This is a genomic window from Novosphingobium sp. PhB55, assembly GCF_004368805.1.
Classification (GTDB): domain Bacteria; phylum Pseudomonadota; class Alphaproteobacteria; order Sphingomonadales; family Sphingomonadaceae; genus Novosphingobium.
The window spans coordinates 64,518-83,613 of the sequence record NZ_SODQ01000008.1; the positions used below are offsets into that span (position 1 = coordinate 64,518).

Below are 19,096 nucleotides of genomic sequence, written 5' to 3' on the forward strand. Positions count from 1 at the left end.
ATGCGGCACACGTTTTTCTGCATCGACGGCCACACAGCCGGTAACCCCGTTCGCCTTGTGGCGGGCGGGGCTCCGCTGTTGAAGGGCGCCTCCATGTCCGAACGGCGGCAGGACTTCCTGTCCCGCTTCGACTGGATCCGCACCGGCCTGTGCTTCGAACCGCGCGGGCACGACATGATGTCGGGCGGTTTCCTCTATCCGCCGACCGATGCCGCCAACGACATCGGCATCCTGTTCATCGAGACCAGCGGCTGCCTGCCCATGTGCGGCCACGGCACCATCGGCATGGTGACCTTCGGCCTCGAACACGGGCTGATCCAACCCGCGACGCCCGGCAAGCTGCGCGTGGAAGTTCCCGCAGGCGTGATCGAGATCGCCTACGAAACCGATGGTCCCAAGGTCACTTCGGTGCGCATCACCAATGTGCCCGCCTATGTTGCCGAGCGGGGCATCGCGGTGGATGTCGAGGGCATCGGCCCGCTCACCATCGACGTGTCCTACGGCGGCAATTACTACGCGATCGTCGAACCGCAGGGCAACTACACCGGCCTCGACGACCTGGGCGCCTCGCGCATCGTCGAGCTTTCGGGCCGCATTCGCGAAGCCGTTCGCGCGAAGTACGAGCCGGTCCACCCGCTCGATTCCACGATCCGCGGCGTCAGCCACGTCCTTTGGGCCGACAAGCCCAAACATGACGGCGCCGATGGCCGCAACGCCGTGTTCTACGGCGACAAGGCGATCGACCGCAGCCCCTGCGGCACCGGCACCTCGGCACGCATCGCGCACCTGCACGCCACCGGCCGCCTGAAGGTGGGCGAGCGTTTCGTGCACGAGAGCTACATCTGCAGCCGCTTCATCGGCCGGGTGGAGCAGGAAGTCATGCTGGGCGACAAGCCGGCCATCATTCCCTCTATCGAGGGTTCGGCCATTGCCACCGGCTTCAACACGATCTGGATCGACCAGGCCGACCCGTTCTGGGCCGGTTTCCAGGTCACCTGATCCGGAGGACGGGAAGGCGCAAAGCGCGCCTTTCCGTCCTCGCGCTTTATTGCGGCGCGCGCTCCAGAGGCACGACGAACGGCAGTGGCCCGGTCATGTCGACATGGCTGGTCACCCCGTAGACCTGGCGAAGCCGCTCGGCCGTCAGGACCTCGCGCGGCGATCCATCGGCGACCAGCGCACCGTTGTCGACCAGCAGCAGGCGATCGCAATAGCGCGCGGCCATCGTCAGGTCGTGCAGCACGGCGACTACCAGCTTGCCGTCATGGGCTTCGCGGGCCAGCAGGTCCATGACGTCGATCTGATGTCCGGGATCGAGCGAGGCCAGCGGCTCGTCGACCACCAGCGCCGGGGCGCCGACAGCCAGCGCCCGGGCCAGCATGGCGCGCGCGCGCTCGCCGCCCGAGAGTTCCGTGGCTACGCGTGCGGCGAGCGCCGTGACATCGGCTCGCGCCATGGCCTTCTGGACCGCTGCGCTGTCCGCCGCGGATATTCGCGACATCGGTCCGAGGTGCGGCAACCGCCCCAGTGCGACCAGGCGCTCCACGGTGAGCGGCCAGTGCAGTGTCTGGCCTTGCGGCAGATAGGCGACCTGCCGCGCCAGATCGCGCGGCTGAAGTCGGGACAACGGCTCGCCATCCAGCGACACGCCGCCGCGCTCTGCCGGTACGAGCCCGAGCATGGCCCGCACGAGTGTCGATTTGCCTGCCCCGTTGGGTCCGATAACGCCCACCAGCGCGCCGGGCCGCAGCGTGGCGGAGATCCCCCGCAGGACCTCGCGGCGGCCGAGGCGGGCGGCCAGGTTCTCGATGGCGATGGTCACCACAGGCGGCGCTCCCGAAGCAGATGGAAGAGGAACACAGGAACGCCGAGGAATGCCGTCACCACGCCCAGCTTGAGTTCGGCGCCGGTGGGAATGAGGCGGACCAGGATGTCGGCGGCGGAAAGCAGCACCGCGCCGCCCAGCATGGATGGCAGGAGCAGCGCCGAAGGGCTGCGGTCCGTCATCGGGCGGATGAGGTGCGGGACGATCAGCCCGATGAAGCCGATCGAGCCCGAAACGGCCACGGCTCCGCCCACGCCGATCGCGACGCCCAGCATCAGCCGGCGGCGCGTGCGGCGAAGATCGACGCCGAGCGAACGCGCGCCGTCCTCGCCCAGCGAGAGGGCATCCAGCGCGCGTGGATGGGCCAGCAGCAGAACGGCACCCACCGCTACACACGGCAGCGCGATCCAGACGTGCTGCATGGACCGATTCTCGATCGAACCGAGCAGCCAGGACATGATCTCCATCGCCGCGAAGGGGTTGGGCGAAAGGTTCAGCGCCAGGCTGATCCCGGCGCCCGCCAGCGTCGAGACGGCAATCCCTGCAAGGATGAGGCTCAGCGGGCTTTCGGAACGTCCTGCCAGCGCGAAAAGCAGGGTGATAGACACCAGACCCGTCACGATGGCGAGCAGGGGGAGCATGACCGGGCTCCATTCGGAAATGCCGAAGTAGAGCGCGATCACCGCGCCGAGTGCAGATGCGTTCGAGGCGCCCAGCACGGAAGGTTCGGCCAGCGGATTGCGCAAATAGCCTTGCAGGACCGCGCCCGCGAGGCCGAGCATGGCGCCCACCAGAACGCCGACCACCATGCGCGGCAGCCGCAGTTCGAACAGGATCGCCTGGGCGACGCGGTCCCCCTGATCGCCGAAGGCCGCGATCGTCCGGCTCCACCCCAGGGCCACCGGACCGATACAAAGCGATGCGACGGCAACGAGAACCAGCGCCGCGGCCAGAAGGGGGATCAGCGCGGGATGGCGCGCCGGGGGTGAAACGAGGGTCGGTGAAGCGAGGGGCGACGAACTGGGGCTCTGCACGATAACCTCGCATGCGATCGGCTACCCGTCACGCTTGTGTCCCGGGTCCGTGTTGGTAAGGAGCCCATGACATGGGCATCGGAAAAATCCATCGCTATCTTCGGCTTGTCCCCTGCCTGCTGCTGGCGGGAATGGCCGGCGCAGGCGTGCAGGGCGCTGTTCCGCCTGCCGCGCCCCGTTCCATCGCGGCAGCGAAGCCCAGGCCGCAGCGCATCGTCTCGCTCAACCTTTGCGCGGATCAGTTGATAGTGGCGCTGGCGGATCGCGGCCAGATCGCCGGACTGACCCGCTATGCCTCCGATCCCGACATGTCCGACGTGGCAGACAGGGCGCGGAGCCTGCCCGTATTCGGCGGCTCCGCCGAAGAAGTCATGGCGGCCGACCCGGATCTCGTCATCGGCATGCCCGCAAGGCGCAATTCGGCCATCGCCGTGCTGGCCAGCCAGCACTACGCCTCGGTCGATCTCAAGTCCGCGCATGACTATGCCGGGATCCTGGCATCGATCCGCGAGGTCGCCCGCGCGGTCGGCCATCCCGAGCGCGGCGAGGCCATGATCGCGCGGATGAATGCCGGGCTGGCCGGCCTGGGCACTCGGGGGCATGGAAAGGTTGCGGCCTATTACCAGCGCCGAGGCTACATGACCGGCACCGGCACGCTCGTGGATGACCTGATGCACCGCGTCGGCCTCGTCAATCTGGCCGGGAAGCTCGGCAAACCGGCGCTCTCGCAGATGAGCCTGGAGGAAATGGCCGAAGCCCATCCAGACTTCATTGTGATCGACAGTGCCACACGGCGAGTGAGCGACCAAGGGACCGAGATGATCAATCATCCGATCCTGCAGGACATTCCGCGTATCGCCATCCCCCAATCCTGGACGGTCTGCGGCGGCCCTGCCTACGTCAAGGCTGCCAAGGCGCTGGCGGAACAGATCAGCGCTCGCTGACATTTTCGCGCCAGCCGAGCCGTGCTTGCCAGCCGCGCCGTTCGAGTTCGGGCACCAGGTCTGCCTCCCGTGGATGGCCAAGACAGAGCAGCGCGATCAGGCGCCACTGTTCGGGGACGTCCAGCAGGACCGTGACGTAGCCGCCTTCCACCACCGATACCCAGCCCAGTCCCAGGTCCTGCGCGCGGGCCGCAAGCCAGAGCGTATGGATCGCCAGCACGACTGAAAATCCGCGTGTTTCCGGCATTGTCGCTGCGCCGAGGCCGCTCCCGGCCGTCGTCGCCTCGTCGCAGAACACGGCCACGACCTCGGGTGCTTCACGGATCCCGTGGAGCTTCAGCGCGGAATAGGCCGCGCGTTGATCTTCGCCCATCGCCGCGCCGGCGCGGGCGACTTCCCGATCCGCATGGGCGGCCAGTGCCTCGCGCAATTCCGGCGACCGGACGCGGACGAAACGCCAGGGCTGCGAATTGCCCACCGAAGGCGCGAGTTGCGCGGTTGCCAGCAGTTCGGCCACCATGTTCTCGTCCAGCGGATCCCGGCGGAAATGGCGCACATCGCGCCGCCAGGCCAGCAGCGCGGAGAGTTCATCCTGAAAATCGGGGCCGAACCGGGGCGGCATTTCTAGAACTCGATGCCTGCCTGTGCCTTCACACCGGAGCGGAACGGGTGCTTCACGAGCGTCATCTCGGTCACGAGGTCCGCCGCCTCCATCAGCCCCTCGGGCGCATTGCGGCCGGTGACGATCACATGCTTCATCTCGCCGCGCGCAGTCAGCACTTCCAGTACTTCGTCCAGCGGCAGATAGTCGTAGCGCAGCACGATGTTGAGTTCGTCCGCCAGAACCATATCGTAAGCAGGGTCGGCGATCATGCGCTTCACTTCCTCCCACGCCTCGCGCGAGAGTTCGATGTCGCGGGCGCGGTCCTGCGTGTTCCAGGTGAAGCCTTCGCCCATCGGCTTGAATTCCACCTGATCGGGAAAGGCATCGAAGACCACCTTCTCGCCGGTGGTCATCGCGCCCTTCACGAACTGGACGACGCCCACTTTCTTGCCGTGGCCGATCATGCGCACCACCATGCCGAGAGCAGCAGTGGTCTTGCCTTTGCCCTTGCCGGTGTGGACGACCAGAAGGCCCTTTTCGACCGTCTTGCCGGCCATGATCTTGTCATGCGCGGCCTGCTTCTTCTTCATCTTCTCGGCGTGCTGTTCGTCGGTACGCTGCACCATGATCATGCTCCAGAGAGTTCGGCGAGCATCACGCCCGCACTGTTGGATCGGGGTTTCCAAAGGCCGCGCTCCAGCGCTTCGGCCAGCCGCGCGGCGGTTTCGCGCAAGGCGGCGGGGTTGGCCTCGGCCATGAAGGTGCGCACCGTCTCGTCTTCGATAAAAGCCGCGTGGACGGCGTCGAAGTGGTGGTCCTTCACGGCGTGGGTCGTCGCGGCGAAGGCGAAGAGATAGTCGACCGAGGCGGCGATCTCGAACGCGCCCTTGTACCCGTGCCGCATCACGCCCGCGATCCACTTGGGATTGGTGACGCGCCCGCGCACGATGCGGCCGATCTCGTCCTCAAGGGTGCGGATCACCGGGCGTTCGGGGCGGCTATGGTCGTTGTGATAGCTGAGCGGCGCGCGGCCCTTCAGGTGCTCGACGGCGGCGGCGATCCCGCCCTCAAACTGATAATAGTCGTCGCTGTCGAGCAAGTCATGCTCGCGGTTATCCTGGTTCTGAACCACGGCATCGACGGAGGCGAGACGGGCGGCGAAAAGCCCGCGCTCGGCATCGCCTTCGACGCCGCTGCCATAGGCGTAGCTGCCCCAGTCGAGATAGACGTCCGCCAGATCGCCGCGTTCGTGCCAGATTTTTTCATCAATCATGGCCTGAAGCCCGGCCCCGTAGGCGCCCGGCTTCGATCCGAAGACACGCGCACCGGCACGGCGGACGGCCTGCGTTTCCGCTTCGCCGCCCGCGACAAGCGCGGCGGCTTCAGCGCGGTGGCGTTCTGCGGCGGGGTTATCACCCAGCGGCTCGTCGAGTGCCATCACGGCGCGCGCGGCGCTGTCGATCAGGTCGATCTGCTCGGGGAAGGCATCGCGGAAGAAGCCGGAGACGCGCAAGGTCACGTCCACGCGCGGGCGGCCGAGTTCTGCGACGGTCATGATCTCGAAGCCGACCACCCGGCCCGAAGTCCAGTCCCAGCGCGGGCGGGCGCCCATCAGCGCGAGGGCCTGCGCGATGTCGTCGCCGCCGGTGCGCATATTGGCGGTGCCCCAGGCCGAGAGGGCGATGGCCTTAGGATACTCGCCTTCGCGCTGAAGGTAGTCCTCCACCAGCAGGTCGGCGGACTTGCGCCCGAGTTCCCAAGCCACCGCCGTGGGCACGGCGCGGGTGTCGACCGAATAGAAGTTTCGGCCGGTCGGCAGCACGTCGGGCCGTCCGCGCGTGGGCGCGCCGGAGGGGCCGGGCAGGACGAAGCGGCCATCGAGACCGGCCAGTAACGCCTCGGCCTCACGCGGGCCGCAGAGGTCGATGCGGGGGGCGAGGTCGGTCTGGATGGCGTGGAGGACGGCGGCGGTCTCGCTGCCGAGGTTTCCGCTCGGCGTATCGACCAGTTCGGCTGCCAGCAGTTCGAGCCGTTCGACGGTATCGCCATGCGTGCGCCAGGGTTCGTTCGAAACCGCCGCCAGCGCTTCGGGCCGCGCGCCGTCCCAGCGATCGCCCATGCGGCAGTCGAGCGGATCGAAGTCCAGCCCCAGATCCGCCGCCATCGCCCGCAGCAGCGAGGCCTGCCCCGCATGATCGTATCCGCGCGGCGTGCGGGCCAGAGCCACCAGCAGATCGCGCCGCAGTCGGCCCTCGGGCGATTGCGTGAAGACGTGCAGGCCATCGCGGATCTGCAATTCCTTCAGCTCGCACAAGTAGTTGTCGATGGCGGAAAGCGCATCGTCATCATCGCCGCTGGCGCCGGCATCGCGGTCGAGGCCATGACTACGCGCAAGGTCGAGAATGTCGCGCCTTAGCCGGTCGAGGCGGCGTGGGTCCATGCCGGCGGCGAGGTAGTATTCGTCCACCAGCGCTTCCAGCTGCTTGAGCGGGCCATACGTTTCGGCGCGGGTGAGCGGCGGGGTCAGGTGGTCGATCACCACCGCGCTGATGCGGCGCTTGGCCTGCGTGCCTTCGCCGGGATCGTTGACGATGAAGGGATAGAGCTGCGGCATCGGCCCGGCGCAGATCTCAGGGAAACAATCGCTGGAAAGCGAGATCGCCTTGCCGGGCAGCCATTCCAGATTGCCGTGCTTGCCGACATGCACCAGCGCCTGCGCGCCGAAGTCGTGCGCCAGCCAGACGTGGAACGCGAGGTAGGCGTGCGGCGGCGGCAGGGCCGGGTCGTGGTAGCTCGCCTTGGGATCGATATTGTAGCCGCGCGCGGGCTGCACCGCGATGGCGAGTTTGCCGAAGCGATGAACGGGCAGCCGGAACGCGCCGTCGCGTACGAAGGGATCGGCGGAGGGTTCGCCCCAGCGTTCCAGCATCGCCTTGCGCGCGCTTTCGGGGACTGCGGCGAAGGCACTTTTGTACCTTGCGAGGGGAAGGGAGACTTCGCCCGGCCGGTCCAGCGAGGAGAGCGCGTTGGTCACGCCGCCGGTCATGACGCGCATCAACGCGGCACCGTCGCGCGGGGCATCGCCGATGTCGTAACCGGCCTCAGCCAGCGCGGCGATGATGGCGGCGGTGCTGGCTGGGGTGTCGAGGCCGACGCCGTTGCCGATGCGTCCGTCACGGTTGGGATAGTTCGCCAGCACCAGTGCCAAGCGGCGCTCGGCCGGGGCGCTGCGGCGCAGGCTGGCCCATCCGGCGGCGAGGTCGGCAACGAAGGCCACGCGGTCCGGCGCGACGCGGGGGACGACGATGCCGCACTGCGTCACTTCGTCAAAGCGCTCGGCCGCCTTGAAAGCGACGGCGCGGGTAAAGATGCGGCCGTCGACTTCGGGCAGCGCCACGTTCATCGCCAGATCGCGTGGGCCAAGACCGCGCGCGGCGCCCTGCCAATCGGCTTCTTCCACGCCCGCGAAGGCGACTTGCAGGATCGGGCAGTTCGCCTTTTCCAGAATGCCGGGCTTGCGGTCGTCGCCTGCCGAGGAAGATGCGAAACTGGTGGCGTTGACGATCACATCGGGCGCCACTTCGCCGAGCAGGCCGCCCAGCCAATCCACCGCGAAAGGCTCACGCAAGGCGCGGACGTGGACGGCGGCGACATTGAAGCCGCGTTCCCGCAGCGCCGCGATCATGGCGTCCACCGCGTCGAGCGTGCCTGCGATCATCAGCGCGCGGTAGAACACCAGCAGCGCCAGCGGCCGGCCTTCGACCCATCCGGCCTGCACGTCCGCAAGGCCCGCCCGCTCGGTTCCCGCAAGATAGAGCCCTGCATCGGCCACCGGCACGGGATCGTCGGGCTCGCCCGCGTCAAAGCCGATTGCCTGCGCGGCGGTGCGCAGGAAGGAGAGCGCATTGGCGGTGCCGCCCTGCCGCAGATAGTCGCGCAATTTCTCACGCATTTCGGCGGGCAGGGTGGACGCGCGGTCGAGCGCCGGATCTGCCTCTCGCCCATCGGCTATCGCGGCGAAGGCAATGCCGTTCTCGCGGGCGACGCGGGCGATCTCGTCGATGCCGTAGCCCCAGTAGCTCTTGCCGCCGAGCAGGATCACGCAGACAAATTTAGCCTGCGCGATCACTTTCTCGACATAGAGGTCGATCGAATAGGGGTGGCGCAGTTGCAGAAGGTTGGCGAGGCGGACGCTGGGAGCATCGGAGGGCAACTGCGCCGCCGCGCTTGCAAAGCAGGCCAGCTCACTGTCCGCCACGGTGAGGATCACCATGTCGCCGGGAGACTGGTCGAGGTCGATCGCCTCCTCGCCGTTGGAGATCGTCCCCGGCGTGGCGGACAGCAGGTGCATCAGGCGTTCCCCCCGACACCGCGACAGAACTCTCCCTCGTCATTGCGAGCGAAGCGAAGCAATCCAGGGCGGCTCTGCGTGGCTCTGGATTGCTTCACCCGCTTTGCGGGTTCGCAATGACGAAGTGGGGAGGGGAGCCTATGCTTCACGCTGCCACGGCGCCGAGAACGTCTGCCAGCCCGGCCTCGATGGCCGCGCGGTTCAGTCCCTTCTGGCCGATGACGACAAGCTGGGTGCGGCGCGCTTCCTGCGGCAGCCAGGCGCGGTCGTAGAAGTGTTGGATGCGCGGACCGACGGCCTGCACGACAAGGCGGCTCGGCTTGCCGCCGACCGCGACCATGCCCTTCACGCGCAGCACGTCATGCTCCGCGATCAGGTCCTTGAGGCGGGCGAGCAAGGCGTCGAGATCGGCAACATCGCCGCCGGATACGACAAAGCTGTCGAAGTCGTCATGGTCGTGATCCGCGTCCAGCCCGTCGATGTGCGAGGGGCGGGAATCGAGGTCGTCCTCGGCAGCGGCGGTGATGCCCAGCAGCGCGGCGATATCGACCGCACCGTGGTCCGCGCGCACGATCTTCACGCCGGGGCGCGTTTCGGCCAAGACCAGCGTCTCGACATGGGCGAGGGCTTCGGCGTCGACGAGGTCGGTCTTGTTGAGCACGACCATGTCCGCGCAGCCGAGCTGTTCCTCGAACAGTTCTTCCAGCGGGCTTTCGTGGTCCAGCATCGGATCGGCGGCGCGCGCGGCGGCGAGGGCGGCTTCGTCGGTGGCAAAGCGGCCAGCGGCCACGGCATCGGCGTCGATCAGCGCGACCACGCCGTCAACCGTCGCGCGGGTGCGGATATCCGGCCACTGGAACGCCTTCACCAGCGGCTTGGGCAGGGCGAGGCCGCTGGTTTCGATGATGATGTGATCGGGCTTGTTCTCGCGGTCGAGCAGCTTCTGCATGGTCGGCAGGAAATCGTCGGCGACGGTGCAGCAGATGCAGCCGTTGGCAAGCTCGACGATGTCGTCTTCTGGGCAGGCCTCGTCATTGCAGCCCTTCACCAGTTCGCTGTCGACGCCGACGTCGCCGAACTCGTTGATGATGAGCGCGAGGCGGCGGCCCTTGGCGTTCTGGAGCAGATGGCGGATCAGCGTGGTCTTGCCGGCGCCGAGGAAGCCGGTGATGACGGTGGTGGGAACTTTGCTCATATCTCGTCTCCCGCGCGCCAGCGACCTGAAACGGCGGGGCGTCCCGTCGCGGTCGCGACGATGGCGGCACGCCGCGACGGACCGGCGCACGGGCGCCCGACGCGATATGCCGCTGCGGCCCCGGCCGCATGCATCACGTCGCTCAGACGGAAGAGTTACCGTGCCTTGGCCATTCCCTGGACCCGGGCAAGAGCGACATCGACGCCGGCAGGTTTCCTGGCTCACGGGTCATCGCGCGATGCACGGCCTTCCCAGGCCTCGCATGACTTAGCGTCCGGCCCAGTGGCTGCGGTGGGGGGCTTGCCCCGCCGCGAATGTGCATCGCGCTCGCCGCTTACAGTTGCAGGGACAGCCGCGGATCGGGACGGCGAACCGACCTTACCGCGTTCCCGTATTAAGCCCCTTGCGGGGCACCGGCGCGATCTTCGTCGGGCCGCCAGAAGGCATCCCGAACCCGGAGGCGATTAGCCGGGGACGCCCCGCACCGCAAGACCCAGAGACTGCAATCGCCAACTCCGGTTGAAGGAAAGAACGGTGCAGGAGAGCGGCGCCACATCGATGGCGAGCGCTGCGCGCAGCGGCAGATCCAGCGCATGGGAGAGGGCGGCGCGGATCGTCATCGGGTGCGTGATGGCGCAGGTCGGCGCGTCGGCGCCGGCAACGCGGTCCATCCATGCACCGACCCGCGTGCGAACCTGCTCCAGTGTTTCACCCGCAGGCGCGCCTTGCGCGGGTTCGGCCAGCCACCGGCCGAGCTGTCCGGGATCGCTCGCCTCGATCTGCGCGAAGGACAAGCCTTGCCACTCGCCATGATCGATATCGGCAAGCGCCGGTTCGGTTCTGGCCGTGAGCCCCATCGCCGAGGCGGTCTCGGCAGCGGCGCGGGCGGGGCTGGCCTGCAGCGCGGCGTGGTAGCGTTGGGGCAACCTGGCCAAGGCGGCATCGCGTCGCCCTGCCGCATCCAGCGGTTCCGCCGGCTCGGGAAACCGGCCTTCGCGGCTCGACGCCGTGGCGGCGATGCAGATCAGCAGGAGGGGTGTCGCCAAGGGTAAATTCCGTGGGGTCGTTGACGCCGCGGCCCGCGCGGTCCTAAGGAAGCGGCGTCGAGTATCGAAGAAGCCGGTGAGAATCCGGCGCGGTCGCGCCACTGTAATCGCACGGGAACCATCCCGTCGAGAGCCAGACCTTCCTTCTTGGCAACAGGTTTTCCGGGGACGCGCAATCCCGCCAAGGAGCATGACAATGGCTGTTTCCACCGCAGTTTTCGACGACGCTTTCATTCCCGTGCAGGGCGGTAACACCATTCCCCTGGAAGACATCGCGCCCTGGGCCGTGCTCGGCACGCTGCTGGCCGTCATCTTCATCTATTTCGTCAGCACCGAGCAGGGCGCCTTCTCCCTGTTCCAGGGCATGTACGTCCACGAGTTCGTCCACGACGGGCGTCACCTCCTCGGCTTCCCCTGCCACTGAGGCGCTGCACATGACCAGGGACTTGCTCTGGCGCGGGATGCTTGCCGGCATTCTGGGCGCGCTTCTTGCCACGCTTTTTGCGCGTGGCTTTGCCGAACCGCAGATCGATCTGGCGATCGGTTACGAGGAAAGCCACTCCGCGCATGATGCCCCGCCCGGCCATGCCGGGATGGCCATGCCCCACACCGGCACGCCGGCTGAGCCGCAGGAAGAGGAACTCGTCAGCCGCGATACGCAGAAAGGTGCGGGACTGGTGACCGCGCTCGTGCTGTACGGCGCTGCGGTGGGCGGGATCTTCTCGCTCGTCTTCGCTTACGGCTACGGCCGCATGGGAAATCTTGGCCCGCGCAGCTTCGCACTCATGCTGGCCGCGCTGACTTTCGCGCTGGTGGTGCTGGTACCGGCGATCAAATATCCCCAGACCCCGCCAGCCGTGGGCAAGCACGAAACCGTGGCCCTGCGCACTGCCGCCTATTTCGGCATGATCGCGCTGTCGCTCGGCGCGGCCGTCGTGGCAGCGCGTATCAGGAGCGCCCTTGCACGACCGGGACGCGGTTTCGATGCCACGCTGCTCGGTCTTGTGATCTATCTGGGCCTGGTGGGGCTGGGGCAGTTCCTGCTGCCTGCCGTGAACGAGGTTCCCACGGACTTCCCGGCCGTGCTTCTGTGGAACTTCCGGGTGGCCTCCATCGGCACGCAGCTGGTGCTATGGGCGACGATCGGCCTCGCTTTCGGACTTTGGGCCGAGCGCGTGCTGCAGAAGGCAAAGTCCTGATCGTTCAATTGGTTGGAGTGCAGAGTTGCCTGGTTCAGGAACTCTGCACTTTGGCCACGAGACGGAGCGGCGCACGGCTCATCTCGTTGCCCGCCTGCGTGGCTTTCTGGAGCACTCTCAAGAAGACATCGCGCTCGTCGCGCGACAGGTGGACGACGAGATCGTCCTGAACCTTGTCGACCCAGGGCTCCGCGATATCGAGCGTCACCAGTCCGGCACTGCTGAGCATGAGCACCCGCGCCCGCCGGTCGGTAGGACTGACTTCCCGGTCTACGAGGCCCTTCTGCACCAGCCTGTCGATGACGCCGCCAATGGTCACGCGGTCGTAGGCGATCATGCCGGCGAGGGTCTGCTGGTCCAGTCCGGGATGGTCGCGAAGCGTGAGCAGCGCCGCATATTGCACGGATGTGAGATCGAGACCGGCTTCCGCCATGCGCGAGGCAAAGCGCGCAAGGGAAATCTGCTGCAGGCGGCGGATCAGATGTCCGGGCATTGTCTCGAGGTCGCTCATGGATAGCCACCTAGCGTGAGAACCGCCGCCTGCTCAAGATGATGTTGCGCCGGAAGGGGTTGTCGGCGTTATTTTACAAGGATTTCATCCGCCCCGGCGGTCAGGATCGTTCTCCGGCATCGTCCTGAGCGGCAAAAATCGGCGACGTGCCTAGATTTCGTATTCCGGTTGCCATGTTTTGGCGGCGACGCGTTCCTGCTTCTTCACGGGCAGCCCCTGTTGGCGGCGGGCCATCTCGCCATGAAGCTTGCGAACCATGTCGCTGCCGGCATGGGTGAGCAGGCCGGGAACGAACCCGTGCAGCATGGTCCCAAGGCCGGCCACCACCATGCGCAGGCCGAAGCGATTGGCGACCAGCCAGTGCTCCCCATAGCTTTCGTTTACTTTTCGCGGGTGCTCGATGAAAAGGGCTTTGAACATCCTGGCTTCCTCTTTCCGCCTTAGATCACGCGGTGGGCGGATAGGGGTGATGGCCGAAGACCCAGTGCGTTCGCGGATCGGCCTGATCGTCAATCAGGAGGACCTTGGCGCTGTGCCCCTTCATGCCCACCTGATGCGCGGCATCGATGGCACGGTTGAGTGCGGCTCTCTGGCTTTCGAACGCGGCCAGGAACACGCCATGAAGGCTTACCGCCCAGTCGAGGCCCTTGCGGACGACGTGGAAATCGCTGTGAGGCATGAAACCATACTCCCTTTCGATTTTGACACTGGCCAATCCCGTTTGTGACGTAGCGTCGCGGTTGGCTCGATCGCTGTCAATCTGCCCCTTGAGGGGCGGTATTTCTCGGAGGCCGGCTCGCGGCCTTGTTTGTCAACTTATTTACTTGAGAATGCATCGTCAAGCCTGGTGTTCCCATCGCCGTGCATCTGGCGGTGAATGGCGGCTGCCTTGCGACCGGCTGCAAACGATCGTCCGTCGACGCGATCTGCAAAAGCGGAAAACTGCCATTTTTCGCACTTCACAAGGGTGTCATCCGAAACTCGAACGCGTCCGGCGCGTTTCAGGACAGGACAAGTTCGGCGCGCCGCTGTCCGGCCGCCGGCACCATTGGGAGCCAGGAAAAGTGGATATCTACGCAGGACCGCGGAGCCATGTCGCAAGGCCCGCTTCGCGAGAGGACGAGTCGCTCGGCAAGCAGGGGCGCAGCGACGCGGCCGTTCTTCAGGTACATCTTCTGGGTGATTCGGTGCGCGCCGCAGGGCAGTTCCAGCGCTCCGCGCTCGGCCATATGGACCACGAGAACTGGATAGAGCGCGTTCGGGCAGACGGACAGCGGCTGATGGATCTGCTCAGCCAGATGGGTTTCAGCCCGAATTCGAGTGGTTCGGCGCGAACCTCCGAAGTTCGCCGATAGCACTGGCTCCCGCTGCAACCCACGGAAGAGTTGTCGGTTTAACCTCTTCGGAAAAAGCCATGCTCCGCGAGCATTGGAAAGGAGAGGGACATGACGGCACCGCGCGAAAGCAAGACGTCCATCGGCAACCATCGGCTTCATCCCGATACCCTGATGCTCAATTACGGCTACGACCCGCTCCTTTCCGAAGGAGCGGTAAAACCGCCGGTATTCCTTACCTCCACGTTCGTATTTCCCACCGCCGAAGAAGGCCGCGACTTTTTCGACTATGTCGCGGGCCGCAAGGAACCGCCGCCGGGACAGGGGCGGGGCCTGGTCTATTCGCGCTTCAACCATCCCAACAGCGAGATCGTCGAGGACCGCATGGCGGTCTACGAGGGGGCGGAAGCGGGGGTGGTGTTCTCCTCGGGCATGGGCGCGATCACGACCACGATCCTGACGTTCGCCCGGCCCGGCGATGTCATACTCCATTCCCAGCCCCTTTACGGCGGCACCGAAACGCTTCTTGCCAAGACACTGGCCAACCTCGGCATCAAGGCGATGGGTTTCAGCGACGGGCTGGACGAAGAAGCCACAGCCGCCGCCGCCAGGCAGGCCATCGCCAATGGCCGAGTGTCACTGGTGCTGATCGAAACGCCGGCCAATCCCACCAACAGCCTTGTCGACATCGCGCTGCTGAGGCGGCTGTGCGAGGATATCGAGCGGCAGCAGGGGCACCGCCCGCTGCTGGTTTGCGACAATACGCTGCTCGGTCCCGTCTTCCAGCATCCCCTGCGGCTCGGCGCGGATATTTCTCTCTATTCGCTGACCAAATATGTCGGTGGTCACTCGGACCTCGTGGCGGGTGCAGCCCTGGGGTCGGCCAAGCTGATGCGCGAGGTGCGGTTGCTGCGCAGTGCCATCGGCACCCAGCTCGATCCGCATAGCTGCTGGATGCTCGGCCGGTCGCTGGAAACGCTGGGCCTGCGCATGGAGCGGGCCAATACCAACGCTGCGGCGGCGGCGAACTTCCTGCGATCCCATCCCAAGATCGTGGGCGTGGCCTATCCGCCCTTCTACCCCGAAGGAAGCCGGCAAGCCGAAGTCTTCGCCGCGCAATGCAGCGGCGCGGGCTCCACGTTCGCCTTCGACATCGCGGGCGGACAGCCGGCCGCGTTCCGCTTCCTCAACGCGCTGGAGATATTCAAGCTGGCGGTGAGCCTGGGTGGTACCGAGTCCCTGGCCAGTCATCCGGCGACGACGACGCATTCCGGAGTTCCGGTGGAAGTCCGCGATCGGATCGGGGTGATGGAATCGACCATTCGCCTGTCCATCGGCATCGAACACCCGGACGACATCGTGGCCGATCTCGCCCAGGCTCTGGACGCCAGCTAGCGCGATCAGTCGTCGATGCGATAGTCGATCGGCTTGAACGTCCCGCCATTGCTCGCATAGGCCGAGCAGGCGGTGAGGCCGATGACAAGGTCCTGTTCGGCACGGAACGACACGCTGTCACCGGCACGACTGGGAGGCGGCAGAACGGAAATGCCCCCGGTGCTGCCTATCGGGACGTTCATGAAGCAATTGAAGGCCACCGGAATATCGTCCGGCGAGACACCGTAGGGCGCCAGCGCTTCTGCAAGGTTGCCGAAGCAGCCCCGGTGTTCCGGTTTGTCCGGATAGAAATGCCTGAAGGTATCGACGCTGCACGGGGTCAGCAGGAAATCATGGCAGCCCACGCTGTCTTCCTCGATCGTGAGCAGGACGCGGGACCGGTTGGACCAGATCCGGTTGCCGCGCGTGAGCCTGAGGGTTTCCTCATAATCGAAGGTCCGGCCATTGCTGATCACTTCGCGCACATCACTGGCGGAAAAAGCCAGCAGGTCGGACACTTGCGTACCGAGTGGGTCGACCACCGTGAGCAATTGTCCACGCGCCAAGGGAAACGCCGCGCCGCTGCGGGGCAAGATGCGGTTCATGTCGCTCACCGTGCGGAGCGCGGGTTCTGGAAAGGGCACTGCCATTCCGGGCCGACCAGGCGGCCGCTATATTGCGCCGCCTCGCTCACCTCACCGTGGCGCGCGAGCATGGGATTGATCGAACCGGCCATCTTCACATCACGCTCCAGGATGGTTTCGCGTATCTTTTCATAGCTTCCCTGCGCGCGAAGCTGCTCGAACTGGTCATGGAGATTGAATACCATGACCGGCCGCTCGAAACGACGGGCAGGGCGACTGGCCTGCGGGTGCATGCCGACGACGAAGAACGCCTCGCCGCCGAAACTCAGCGAGAAATGGGGGTCGTCCGGATCGCTGCTGACGCGGCGATCGTAAGGCAAGCCCAGCCAGGCATCCTTGTCCGTGAGGGACTGGACGCGGTTCCACAAGGCATGTTCGAACCGATCCTCGCTCAAGGGGCCGTCATCCGCGAAGATCACGGCCAGACTGCGGAACAGCGACGGGTCCTCCTGATAGCTTGCCGACCAATCCAGCAGCTTTTCATAGATGACGAGATCGTCCCACGAACTCTCGATCGAATGGCACACGGCAATCGCCAGAGTACCGCGCGAGAGCGCCGACTTCGCGCCAACGCAGGGGAACGCCCTGGACTCGATGAATGCCCTGAAACGCTCTTCCCAGAGCGAACGATCTTCTTCGGAAAACACGCTGCTTCCTCTCCAGTTTCGGCTTCGGTGGCAGTGAACCAATGCTTCGATTATCTTGCGTTTCAGTTCAGGCCCTTGCGTTCCTGAACGCCGGTACGTTCTTCCTGATCGAGGCGCTCCGCGTGCCAGATGTTGCGGCCGACGAAGATCAGCACGATCATGGCCAGCAGGATCACCACAACGGTGATTCCGGCGCGTTGCAGGCGGCGCGGACTGGGCTTGTCGGGGTCCCTCATCATGCCGCCAGCAGATTGAGAGCGGTCGGCCGTGCCGGGGGAAGGCCGTCGGCCCTGGCCTGGGCCATCAGTTCCTGCTTGCGGGCCAACATGCGGTCTCGCAAGTCGACAAGATCGACACCGGCCTTTCGGCATTGCGCGAACATGCCTTCGGCGGGCATCTCTTCCTCATGAACATGGTGCTTGATCTCTTCGGACAGCACCTTGACCTTTGCCTCGAAGAAATCGTCCTCGGGAGAGGCCGCTTCGATATCGTTGATCAGGACTTTTGCGCCATCGTGCTCGACATAGGCCTCGTCCAGCGTGTCATTCTCTATCTTGCCGCGGAATGCCGGATAGAAGATTTCCTCTTCGATCAGGGTGTGGATCTTCAGCTCGACACAGACCTGATGCGCGATCTTCTTCTTTTGCGACGAAGACTTCGCCGCGGTGAAGGTATCGAACAGTGTTTCGACCTTGCGATGATCGGCCTTGAGGAGGGCAATGGCGTCGGTGAAGGATTCGGTCATGGCGTCTTCCTTGTCGGATTTGCCCTGTTAAGCTCGCAGATGTTCCACGCGTTCCCGCTCTATTGATCTATGTTTCTTCGATTGTCTGGGCTTGCTGCAAGAGACCTGAATAGTGCGATGAACCGTTATTTCCCGTATTTGCGCGCTTGAAGCGGAACGAGTACGCGGGCTCGCGACTTGTCCTGGCTGAGCGGCTTAGCCCGCAATTCCAGCAAGGACGCACCGCTCCATGAAGAACCAGGCCGACGCTCACACCGAAACGCCCAGCCTCAAGGGTCGCAAGGCGATCATCACCGGGGGAACGACCGGCATCGGCCGCGCCATCGCCGTGCTACTGGCCAGCGAGGGCGTGGACGTGTTCATATGCGGTCGCTCGCCGGAACACCTTGCCGATGCTCTGGAGCGGATCCGGGAAGTGGGGAAGGGCGAGGGCGTTGCTCTGGACCTTGCAGACCCCGAACAGCTGGACACCTTCTTCGCAGAGGCGCGCGCCAGTCTGGGGCAGCCGGACATCGTGGTGGTGAATGCCGCCGTGCCCGCCCGCGCCCTCTCCGACATGACCTCGGACGAAATCCGCTACGCCGTGGCCGTGGACTTCACGGCTTATATCCTGAGTGCCAAGGCCGCGCAGGAAGCGCTGGTGGACCAGGGCGACATCGTCCTCATCGGCTCCATGTCAGCCCATGTGCTCGGCCCCGGCTCGACCGTTTATGCCGGGATGAAGGCCGGTATCGCCGGCTTTTCGGAGGCGCTTCGCCGCGAACTCGGACCGCAGGGGATCAAAGTGGCACTGGTCGAGCCCGGCAAGACCGGCGCCGATTTCCAGTACCCCGACATTCCGGCGGAAAAGCAGCGCGAGATGATCGCCGAGGAAACCATGCTGCGCGCGGAGGACATCGCCGTGGGCGTTCACTACCTGTTGACGCAGCCGCGCCGTGCGGTGGTGCAACAGCTCACCATCGCGCCCCGCGCTCAGGCGCAGGAATGACCGCGCGCGCCTTCCGTTACAGCGACACTGCAAGGTGGCCCAGCGCAAGGGCAATTCCTGCGCAGGATATGGCGGCACCGAGGCCGAGTTGAACGGGGCCGACCCATTGGCGAAGGGGCAGGGCGAGGTCTTGTTCAAGCTTTGTCATGTCGCCAGACTAGCGCGCCTGGCTTTCAGGACGGATCGCGAAAAGCTGTTATCTGTGATCGGCTTCCGTCATGACTTCGCAGGCAAGCCTGCGAACCATTCGGCATAAGGCGTGTTCGGGACCAGATGTCGATTGAGGTCCGGCTCGCCGTCCTTCCACCATACCGGTCCTCGCTCGCCCAGGGCGCGTTTAGCATGATCGACGTCCTGCCGCGCGGCGGCTTCCCCCGCGGCGTCACCGGAGCGCATGGCTGTTCCCACGGCGCGGCGCGCGCGCATCAGCTCCTTCACCAGGGCGCTGCGGTGCTCCTCTGTCAGCGAGGGGTCGGACTTGCGCCACAACCGCCCGCGCACCACGAAGTAGCGACCGTCGGGTGTCTCGGGATATTGCGCTCCTTCGCTCATTCCCGTCCAAACCCGCAGAAGAGGGGAGGGTTTCCCCGAGCAGCGGCCCGAGGGATTTATCGTTGCGCCTTTATCGTTTCTCCGGCGTGGGATAGAGCGCGCA

22 protein-coding genes and 2 riboswitches are annotated in these 19,096 nt (G+C 65.6%); of the genes, 7 read left to right on the forward strand and 15 right to left on the reverse strand.

Features of this window, described 5'->3' with window-relative positions:
* On the forward strand, positions 1 to 999 hold the full coding sequence (locus tag EDF57_RS19935) for a 4-hydroxyproline epimerase (RefSeq protein WP_134095501.1): 999 nt from the start codon (positions 1 to 3) through the stop codon (positions 997 to 999).
* 46 nt (positions 1,000 to 1,045) lie between these two features.
* Here EDF57_RS19935 and EDF57_RS19940 read toward each other — a convergent pair whose 3' ends face one another.
* The gene (locus EDF57_RS19940; RefSeq protein WP_134095502.1) at positions 1,046 to 1,825 is read right to left on the reverse strand and encodes an ABC transporter ATP-binding protein; all 780 of its coding nucleotides are present in this window, start codon (positions 1,823 to 1,825) and stop codon (positions 1,046 to 1,048) included.
* Positions 1,819 to 2,790 (reverse strand): iron ABC transporter permease, encoded by a 972-nt coding sequence (locus tag EDF57_RS19945; RefSeq protein WP_134095715.1) that lies wholly within the window; start codon positions 2,788 to 2,790, stop codon positions 1,819 to 1,821. Before EDF57_RS19945 ends, EDF57_RS19940 begins: the two co-directional genes overlap by 7 nt.
* A gap of 140 nt (positions 2,791 to 2,930) precedes the next feature.
* Here EDF57_RS19945 and EDF57_RS19950 point away from each other — a divergent pair, with 140 nt between their 5' ends.
* Positions 2,931 to 3,803 carry an ABC transporter substrate-binding protein gene (locus tag EDF57_RS19950; RefSeq protein ID WP_243841159.1) on the forward strand — a complete coding sequence of 291 codons (873 nt, stop codon included), beginning with the start codon at positions 2,931 to 2,933 and terminating at the stop codon, positions 3,801 to 3,803.
* Here the strand turns inward: EDF57_RS19950 and bluB are convergent.
* The 5 genes from bluB to EDF57_RS19975 form a co-directional block, all read right to left on the reverse strand.
* Positions 3,790 to 4,425: a 5,6-dimethylbenzimidazole synthase gene (gene bluB, locus EDF57_RS19955; protein WP_134095503.1), complete on the reverse strand. Its 636-nt coding sequence runs from the start codon at positions 4,423 to 4,425 to the stop codon at positions 3,790 to 3,792. The two genes, EDF57_RS19950 and bluB, sit on opposite strands and share 14 nt — an antisense overlap.
* Positions 4,426 to 4,427: 2 nt before the next feature.
* On the reverse strand, positions 4,428 to 5,033 hold the full coding sequence (gene cobO / locus EDF57_RS19960; protein ID WP_134095504.1) for a cob(I)yrinic acid a,c-diamide adenosyltransferase: 606 nt from the start codon (positions 5,031 to 5,033) through the stop codon (positions 4,428 to 4,430).
* Between the two features lie 2 nt (positions 5,034 to 5,035).
* Positions 5,036 to 8,758 carry a cobaltochelatase subunit CobN gene (cobN, locus tag EDF57_RS19965; protein ID WP_134095505.1) on the reverse strand — a complete coding sequence of 1,241 codons (3,723 nt, stop codon included), beginning with the start codon at positions 8,756 to 8,758 and terminating at the stop codon, positions 5,036 to 5,038.
* 145 nt (positions 8,759 to 8,903) lie between these two features.
* Entirely contained in the window at positions 8,904 to 9,953 is a 1,050-nt protein-coding gene (cobW, locus tag EDF57_RS19970) for a cobalamin biosynthesis protein CobW (protein WP_134095506.1), read from the reverse strand.
* 188 nt (positions 9,954 to 10,141) lie between these two features.
* Positions 10,142 to 10,386: riboswitch (cobalamin riboswitch) on the reverse strand.
* Positions 10,387 to 10,417: 31 nt separating this feature from the next.
* Positions 10,418 to 10,999, reverse strand: a complete 582-nt coding sequence (locus EDF57_RS19975; RefSeq protein ID WP_134095507.1) for a histidine phosphatase family protein — start codon at positions 10,997 to 10,999, stop codon at positions 10,418 to 10,420.
* A gap of 30 nt (positions 11,000 to 11,029) precedes the next feature.
* A riboswitch (cobalamin riboswitch) is annotated at positions 11,030 to 11,160 on the forward strand.
* 35 nt (positions 11,161 to 11,195) lie between these two features.
* On the opposite strand from EDF57_RS19975, the gene EDF57_RS19980 reads away from it, so the two are divergent.
* Both EDF57_RS19980 and EDF57_RS19985 read left to right on the forward strand, forming a co-directional pair.
* Positions 11,196 to 11,423 (forward strand): CbtB-domain containing protein, encoded by a 228-nt coding sequence (locus EDF57_RS19980; protein ID WP_134095508.1) that lies wholly within the window; start codon positions 11,196 to 11,198, stop codon positions 11,421 to 11,423.
* A 10-nt stretch (positions 11,424 to 11,433) separates the two neighbouring features.
* Positions 11,434 to 12,198 (forward strand): CbtA family protein, encoded by a 765-nt coding sequence (locus EDF57_RS19985; RefSeq protein ID WP_134095509.1) that lies wholly within the window; start codon positions 11,434 to 11,436, stop codon positions 12,196 to 12,198.
* A gap of 34 nt (positions 12,199 to 12,232) precedes the next feature.
* Here the strand turns inward: EDF57_RS19985 and EDF57_RS19990 are convergent, their stop codons facing one another.
* The 3 genes from EDF57_RS19990 to EDF57_RS20000 form a co-directional block, all read right to left on the reverse strand.
* On the reverse strand, positions 12,233 to 12,709 hold the full coding sequence (locus tag EDF57_RS19990; RefSeq protein ID WP_134095510.1) for a MarR family winged helix-turn-helix transcriptional regulator: 477 nt from the start codon (positions 12,707 to 12,709) through the stop codon (positions 12,233 to 12,235).
* 150 nt (positions 12,710 to 12,859) lie between these two features.
* Positions 12,860 to 13,129, reverse strand: a complete 270-nt coding sequence (locus EDF57_RS19995; protein ID WP_132265671.1) for a DUF6356 family protein — start codon at positions 13,127 to 13,129, stop codon at positions 12,860 to 12,862.
* Between the two features lie 25 nt (positions 13,130 to 13,154).
* A complete protein-coding gene (locus EDF57_RS20000; protein WP_134095511.1) occupies positions 13,155 to 13,388 on the reverse strand; it encodes a hypothetical protein in 234 nt (77 codons plus the stop codon).
* A gap of 151 nt (positions 13,389 to 13,539) precedes the next feature.
* Here EDF57_RS20000 and EDF57_RS20005 point away from each other — a divergent pair, with 151 nt between their 5' ends.
* Together EDF57_RS20005 and EDF57_RS20010 are read left to right on the forward strand one after the other, a co-directional pair.
* Positions 13,540 to 14,064 (forward strand): hypothetical protein, encoded by a 525-nt coding sequence (locus tag EDF57_RS20005; protein WP_134095512.1) that lies wholly within the window; start codon positions 13,540 to 13,542, stop codon positions 14,062 to 14,064.
* Positions 14,065 to 14,154: 90 nt separating this feature from the next.
* A complete protein-coding gene (locus EDF57_RS20010) occupies positions 14,155 to 15,438 on the forward strand; it encodes a cystathionine gamma-synthase family protein (protein ID WP_134095513.1) in 1,284 nt (427 codons plus the stop codon).
* A gap of 5 nt (positions 15,439 to 15,443) precedes the next feature.
* Here the strand turns inward: EDF57_RS20010 and EDF57_RS20015 are convergent, their stop codons facing one another.
* The 4 genes from EDF57_RS20015 to EDF57_RS20025 all read right to left on the reverse strand — a co-directional run bounded on the left by EDF57_RS20015 (position 15,444) and on the right by EDF57_RS20025 (position 17,453).
* Entirely contained in the window at positions 15,444 to 16,022 is a 579-nt protein-coding gene (locus tag EDF57_RS20015; protein WP_134095514.1) for an urea carboxylase-associated family protein, read from the reverse strand.
* Between the two features lie 5 nt (positions 16,023 to 16,027).
* On the reverse strand, positions 16,028 to 16,708 hold the full coding sequence (gene gntA / locus EDF57_RS20020; RefSeq protein ID WP_134095515.1) for a guanitoxin biosynthesis heme-dependent pre-guanitoxin N-hydroxylase GntA: 681 nt from the start codon (positions 16,706 to 16,708) through the stop codon (positions 16,028 to 16,030).
* Positions 16,709 to 16,770: 62 nt separating this feature from the next.
* Positions 16,771 to 16,944, reverse strand: a complete 174-nt coding sequence (locus tag EDF57_RS25600; protein ID WP_208324925.1) for a hypothetical protein — start codon at positions 16,942 to 16,944, stop codon at positions 16,771 to 16,773.
* A complete protein-coding gene (locus EDF57_RS20025; protein WP_134095516.1) occupies positions 16,944 to 17,453 on the reverse strand; it encodes a hemerythrin domain-containing protein in 510 nt (169 codons plus the stop codon). The genes EDF57_RS25600 and EDF57_RS20025 overlap by 1 nt, the downstream gene beginning before the upstream one ends.
* Positions 17,454 to 17,682: 229 nt before the next feature.
* On the opposite strand from EDF57_RS20025, the gene EDF57_RS20030 reads away from it, so the two are divergent.
* Complete coding sequence (locus EDF57_RS20030) at positions 17,683 to 18,441, forward strand: SDR family oxidoreductase (RefSeq protein ID WP_134095517.1); 759 nt, start codon at positions 17,683 to 17,685, stop codon at positions 18,439 to 18,441.
* A gap of 216 nt (positions 18,442 to 18,657) precedes the next feature.
* Here EDF57_RS20030 and EDF57_RS20035 read toward each other — a convergent pair whose 3' ends face one another.
* A complete protein-coding gene (locus EDF57_RS20035) occupies positions 18,658 to 18,993 on the reverse strand; it encodes a hypothetical protein (RefSeq protein WP_134095518.1) in 336 nt (111 codons plus the stop codon).
* Positions 18,994 to 19,096: the final 103 nt, after the last annotated feature.

Bases quoted from the DNA above. Each gene is read 5' to 3' on its own strand.
- EDF57_RS20030 (WP_134095517.1), top strand. From the start codon at position 17,683: ATGAAGAACCAGGCCGACGCTCACACCGAAACGCCCAGCCTCAAGGGT.
- EDF57_RS20000 (WP_134095511.1), bottom strand. From the start codon at position 13,388: ATGCCTCACAGCGATTTCCACGTCGTCCGCAAGGGCCTCGACTGGGCG.
- EDF57_RS19990 (WP_134095510.1), bottom strand. From the start codon at position 12,709: ATGAGCGACCTCGAGACAATGCCCGGACATCTGATCCGCCGCCTGCAG.
- EDF57_RS19995 (WP_132265671.1), bottom strand. From the start codon at position 13,129: ATGTTCAAAGCCCTTTTCATCGAGCACCCGCGAAAAGTAAACGAAAGC.
- EDF57_RS20010 (WP_134095513.1), top strand. From the start codon at position 14,155: ATGACGGCACCGCGCGAAAGCAAGACGTCCATCGGCAACCATCGGCTT.
- EDF57_RS20035 (WP_134095518.1), bottom strand. From the start codon at position 18,993: ATGAGCGAAGGAGCGCAATATCCCGAGACACCCGACGGTCGCTACTTC.
- EDF57_RS20005 (WP_134095512.1), top strand. From the start codon at position 13,540: ATGCATCGTCAAGCCTGGTGTTCCCATCGCCGTGCATCTGGCGGTGAA.
- EDF57_RS19980 (WP_134095508.1), top strand. From the start codon at position 11,196: ATGGCTGTTTCCACCGCAGTTTTCGACGACGCTTTCATTCCCGTGCAG.
- EDF57_RS20015 (WP_134095514.1), bottom strand. From the start codon at position 16,022: ATGAACCGCATCTTGCCCCGCAGCGGCGCGGCGTTTCCCTTGGCGCGT.
- cobO (WP_134095504.1), bottom strand. From the start codon at position 5,033: ATGGTGCAGCGTACCGACGAACAGCACGCCGAGAAGATGAAGAAGAAG.
- EDF57_RS19985 (WP_134095509.1), top strand. From the start codon at position 11,434: ATGACCAGGGACTTGCTCTGGCGCGGGATGCTTGCCGGCATTCTGGGC.
- cobW (WP_134095506.1), bottom strand. From the start codon at position 9,953: ATGAGCAAAGTTCCCACCACCGTCATCACCGGCTTCCTCGGCGCCGGC.
- bluB (WP_134095503.1), bottom strand. From the start codon at position 4,425: ATGCCGCCCCGGTTCGGCCCCGATTTTCAGGATGAACTCTCCGCGCTG.
- EDF57_RS19950 (WP_243841159.1), top strand. From the start codon at position 2,931: ATGGGCATCGGAAAAATCCATCGCTATCTTCGGCTTGTCCCCTGCCTG.
- EDF57_RS20025 (WP_134095516.1), bottom strand. From the start codon at position 17,453: ATGACCGAATCCTTCACCGACGCCATTGCCCTCCTCAAGGCCGATCAT.
- EDF57_RS25600 (WP_208324925.1), bottom strand. From the start codon at position 16,944: ATGAGGGACCCCGACAAGCCCAGTCCGCGCCGCCTGCAACGCGCCGGA.
- EDF57_RS19935 (WP_134095501.1), top strand. From the start codon at position 1: ATGCGGCACACGTTTTTCTGCATCGACGGCCACACAGCCGGTAACCCC.
- cobN (WP_134095505.1), bottom strand. From the start codon at position 8,758: ATGCACCTGCTGTCCGCCACGCCGGGGACGATCTCCAACGGCGAGGAG.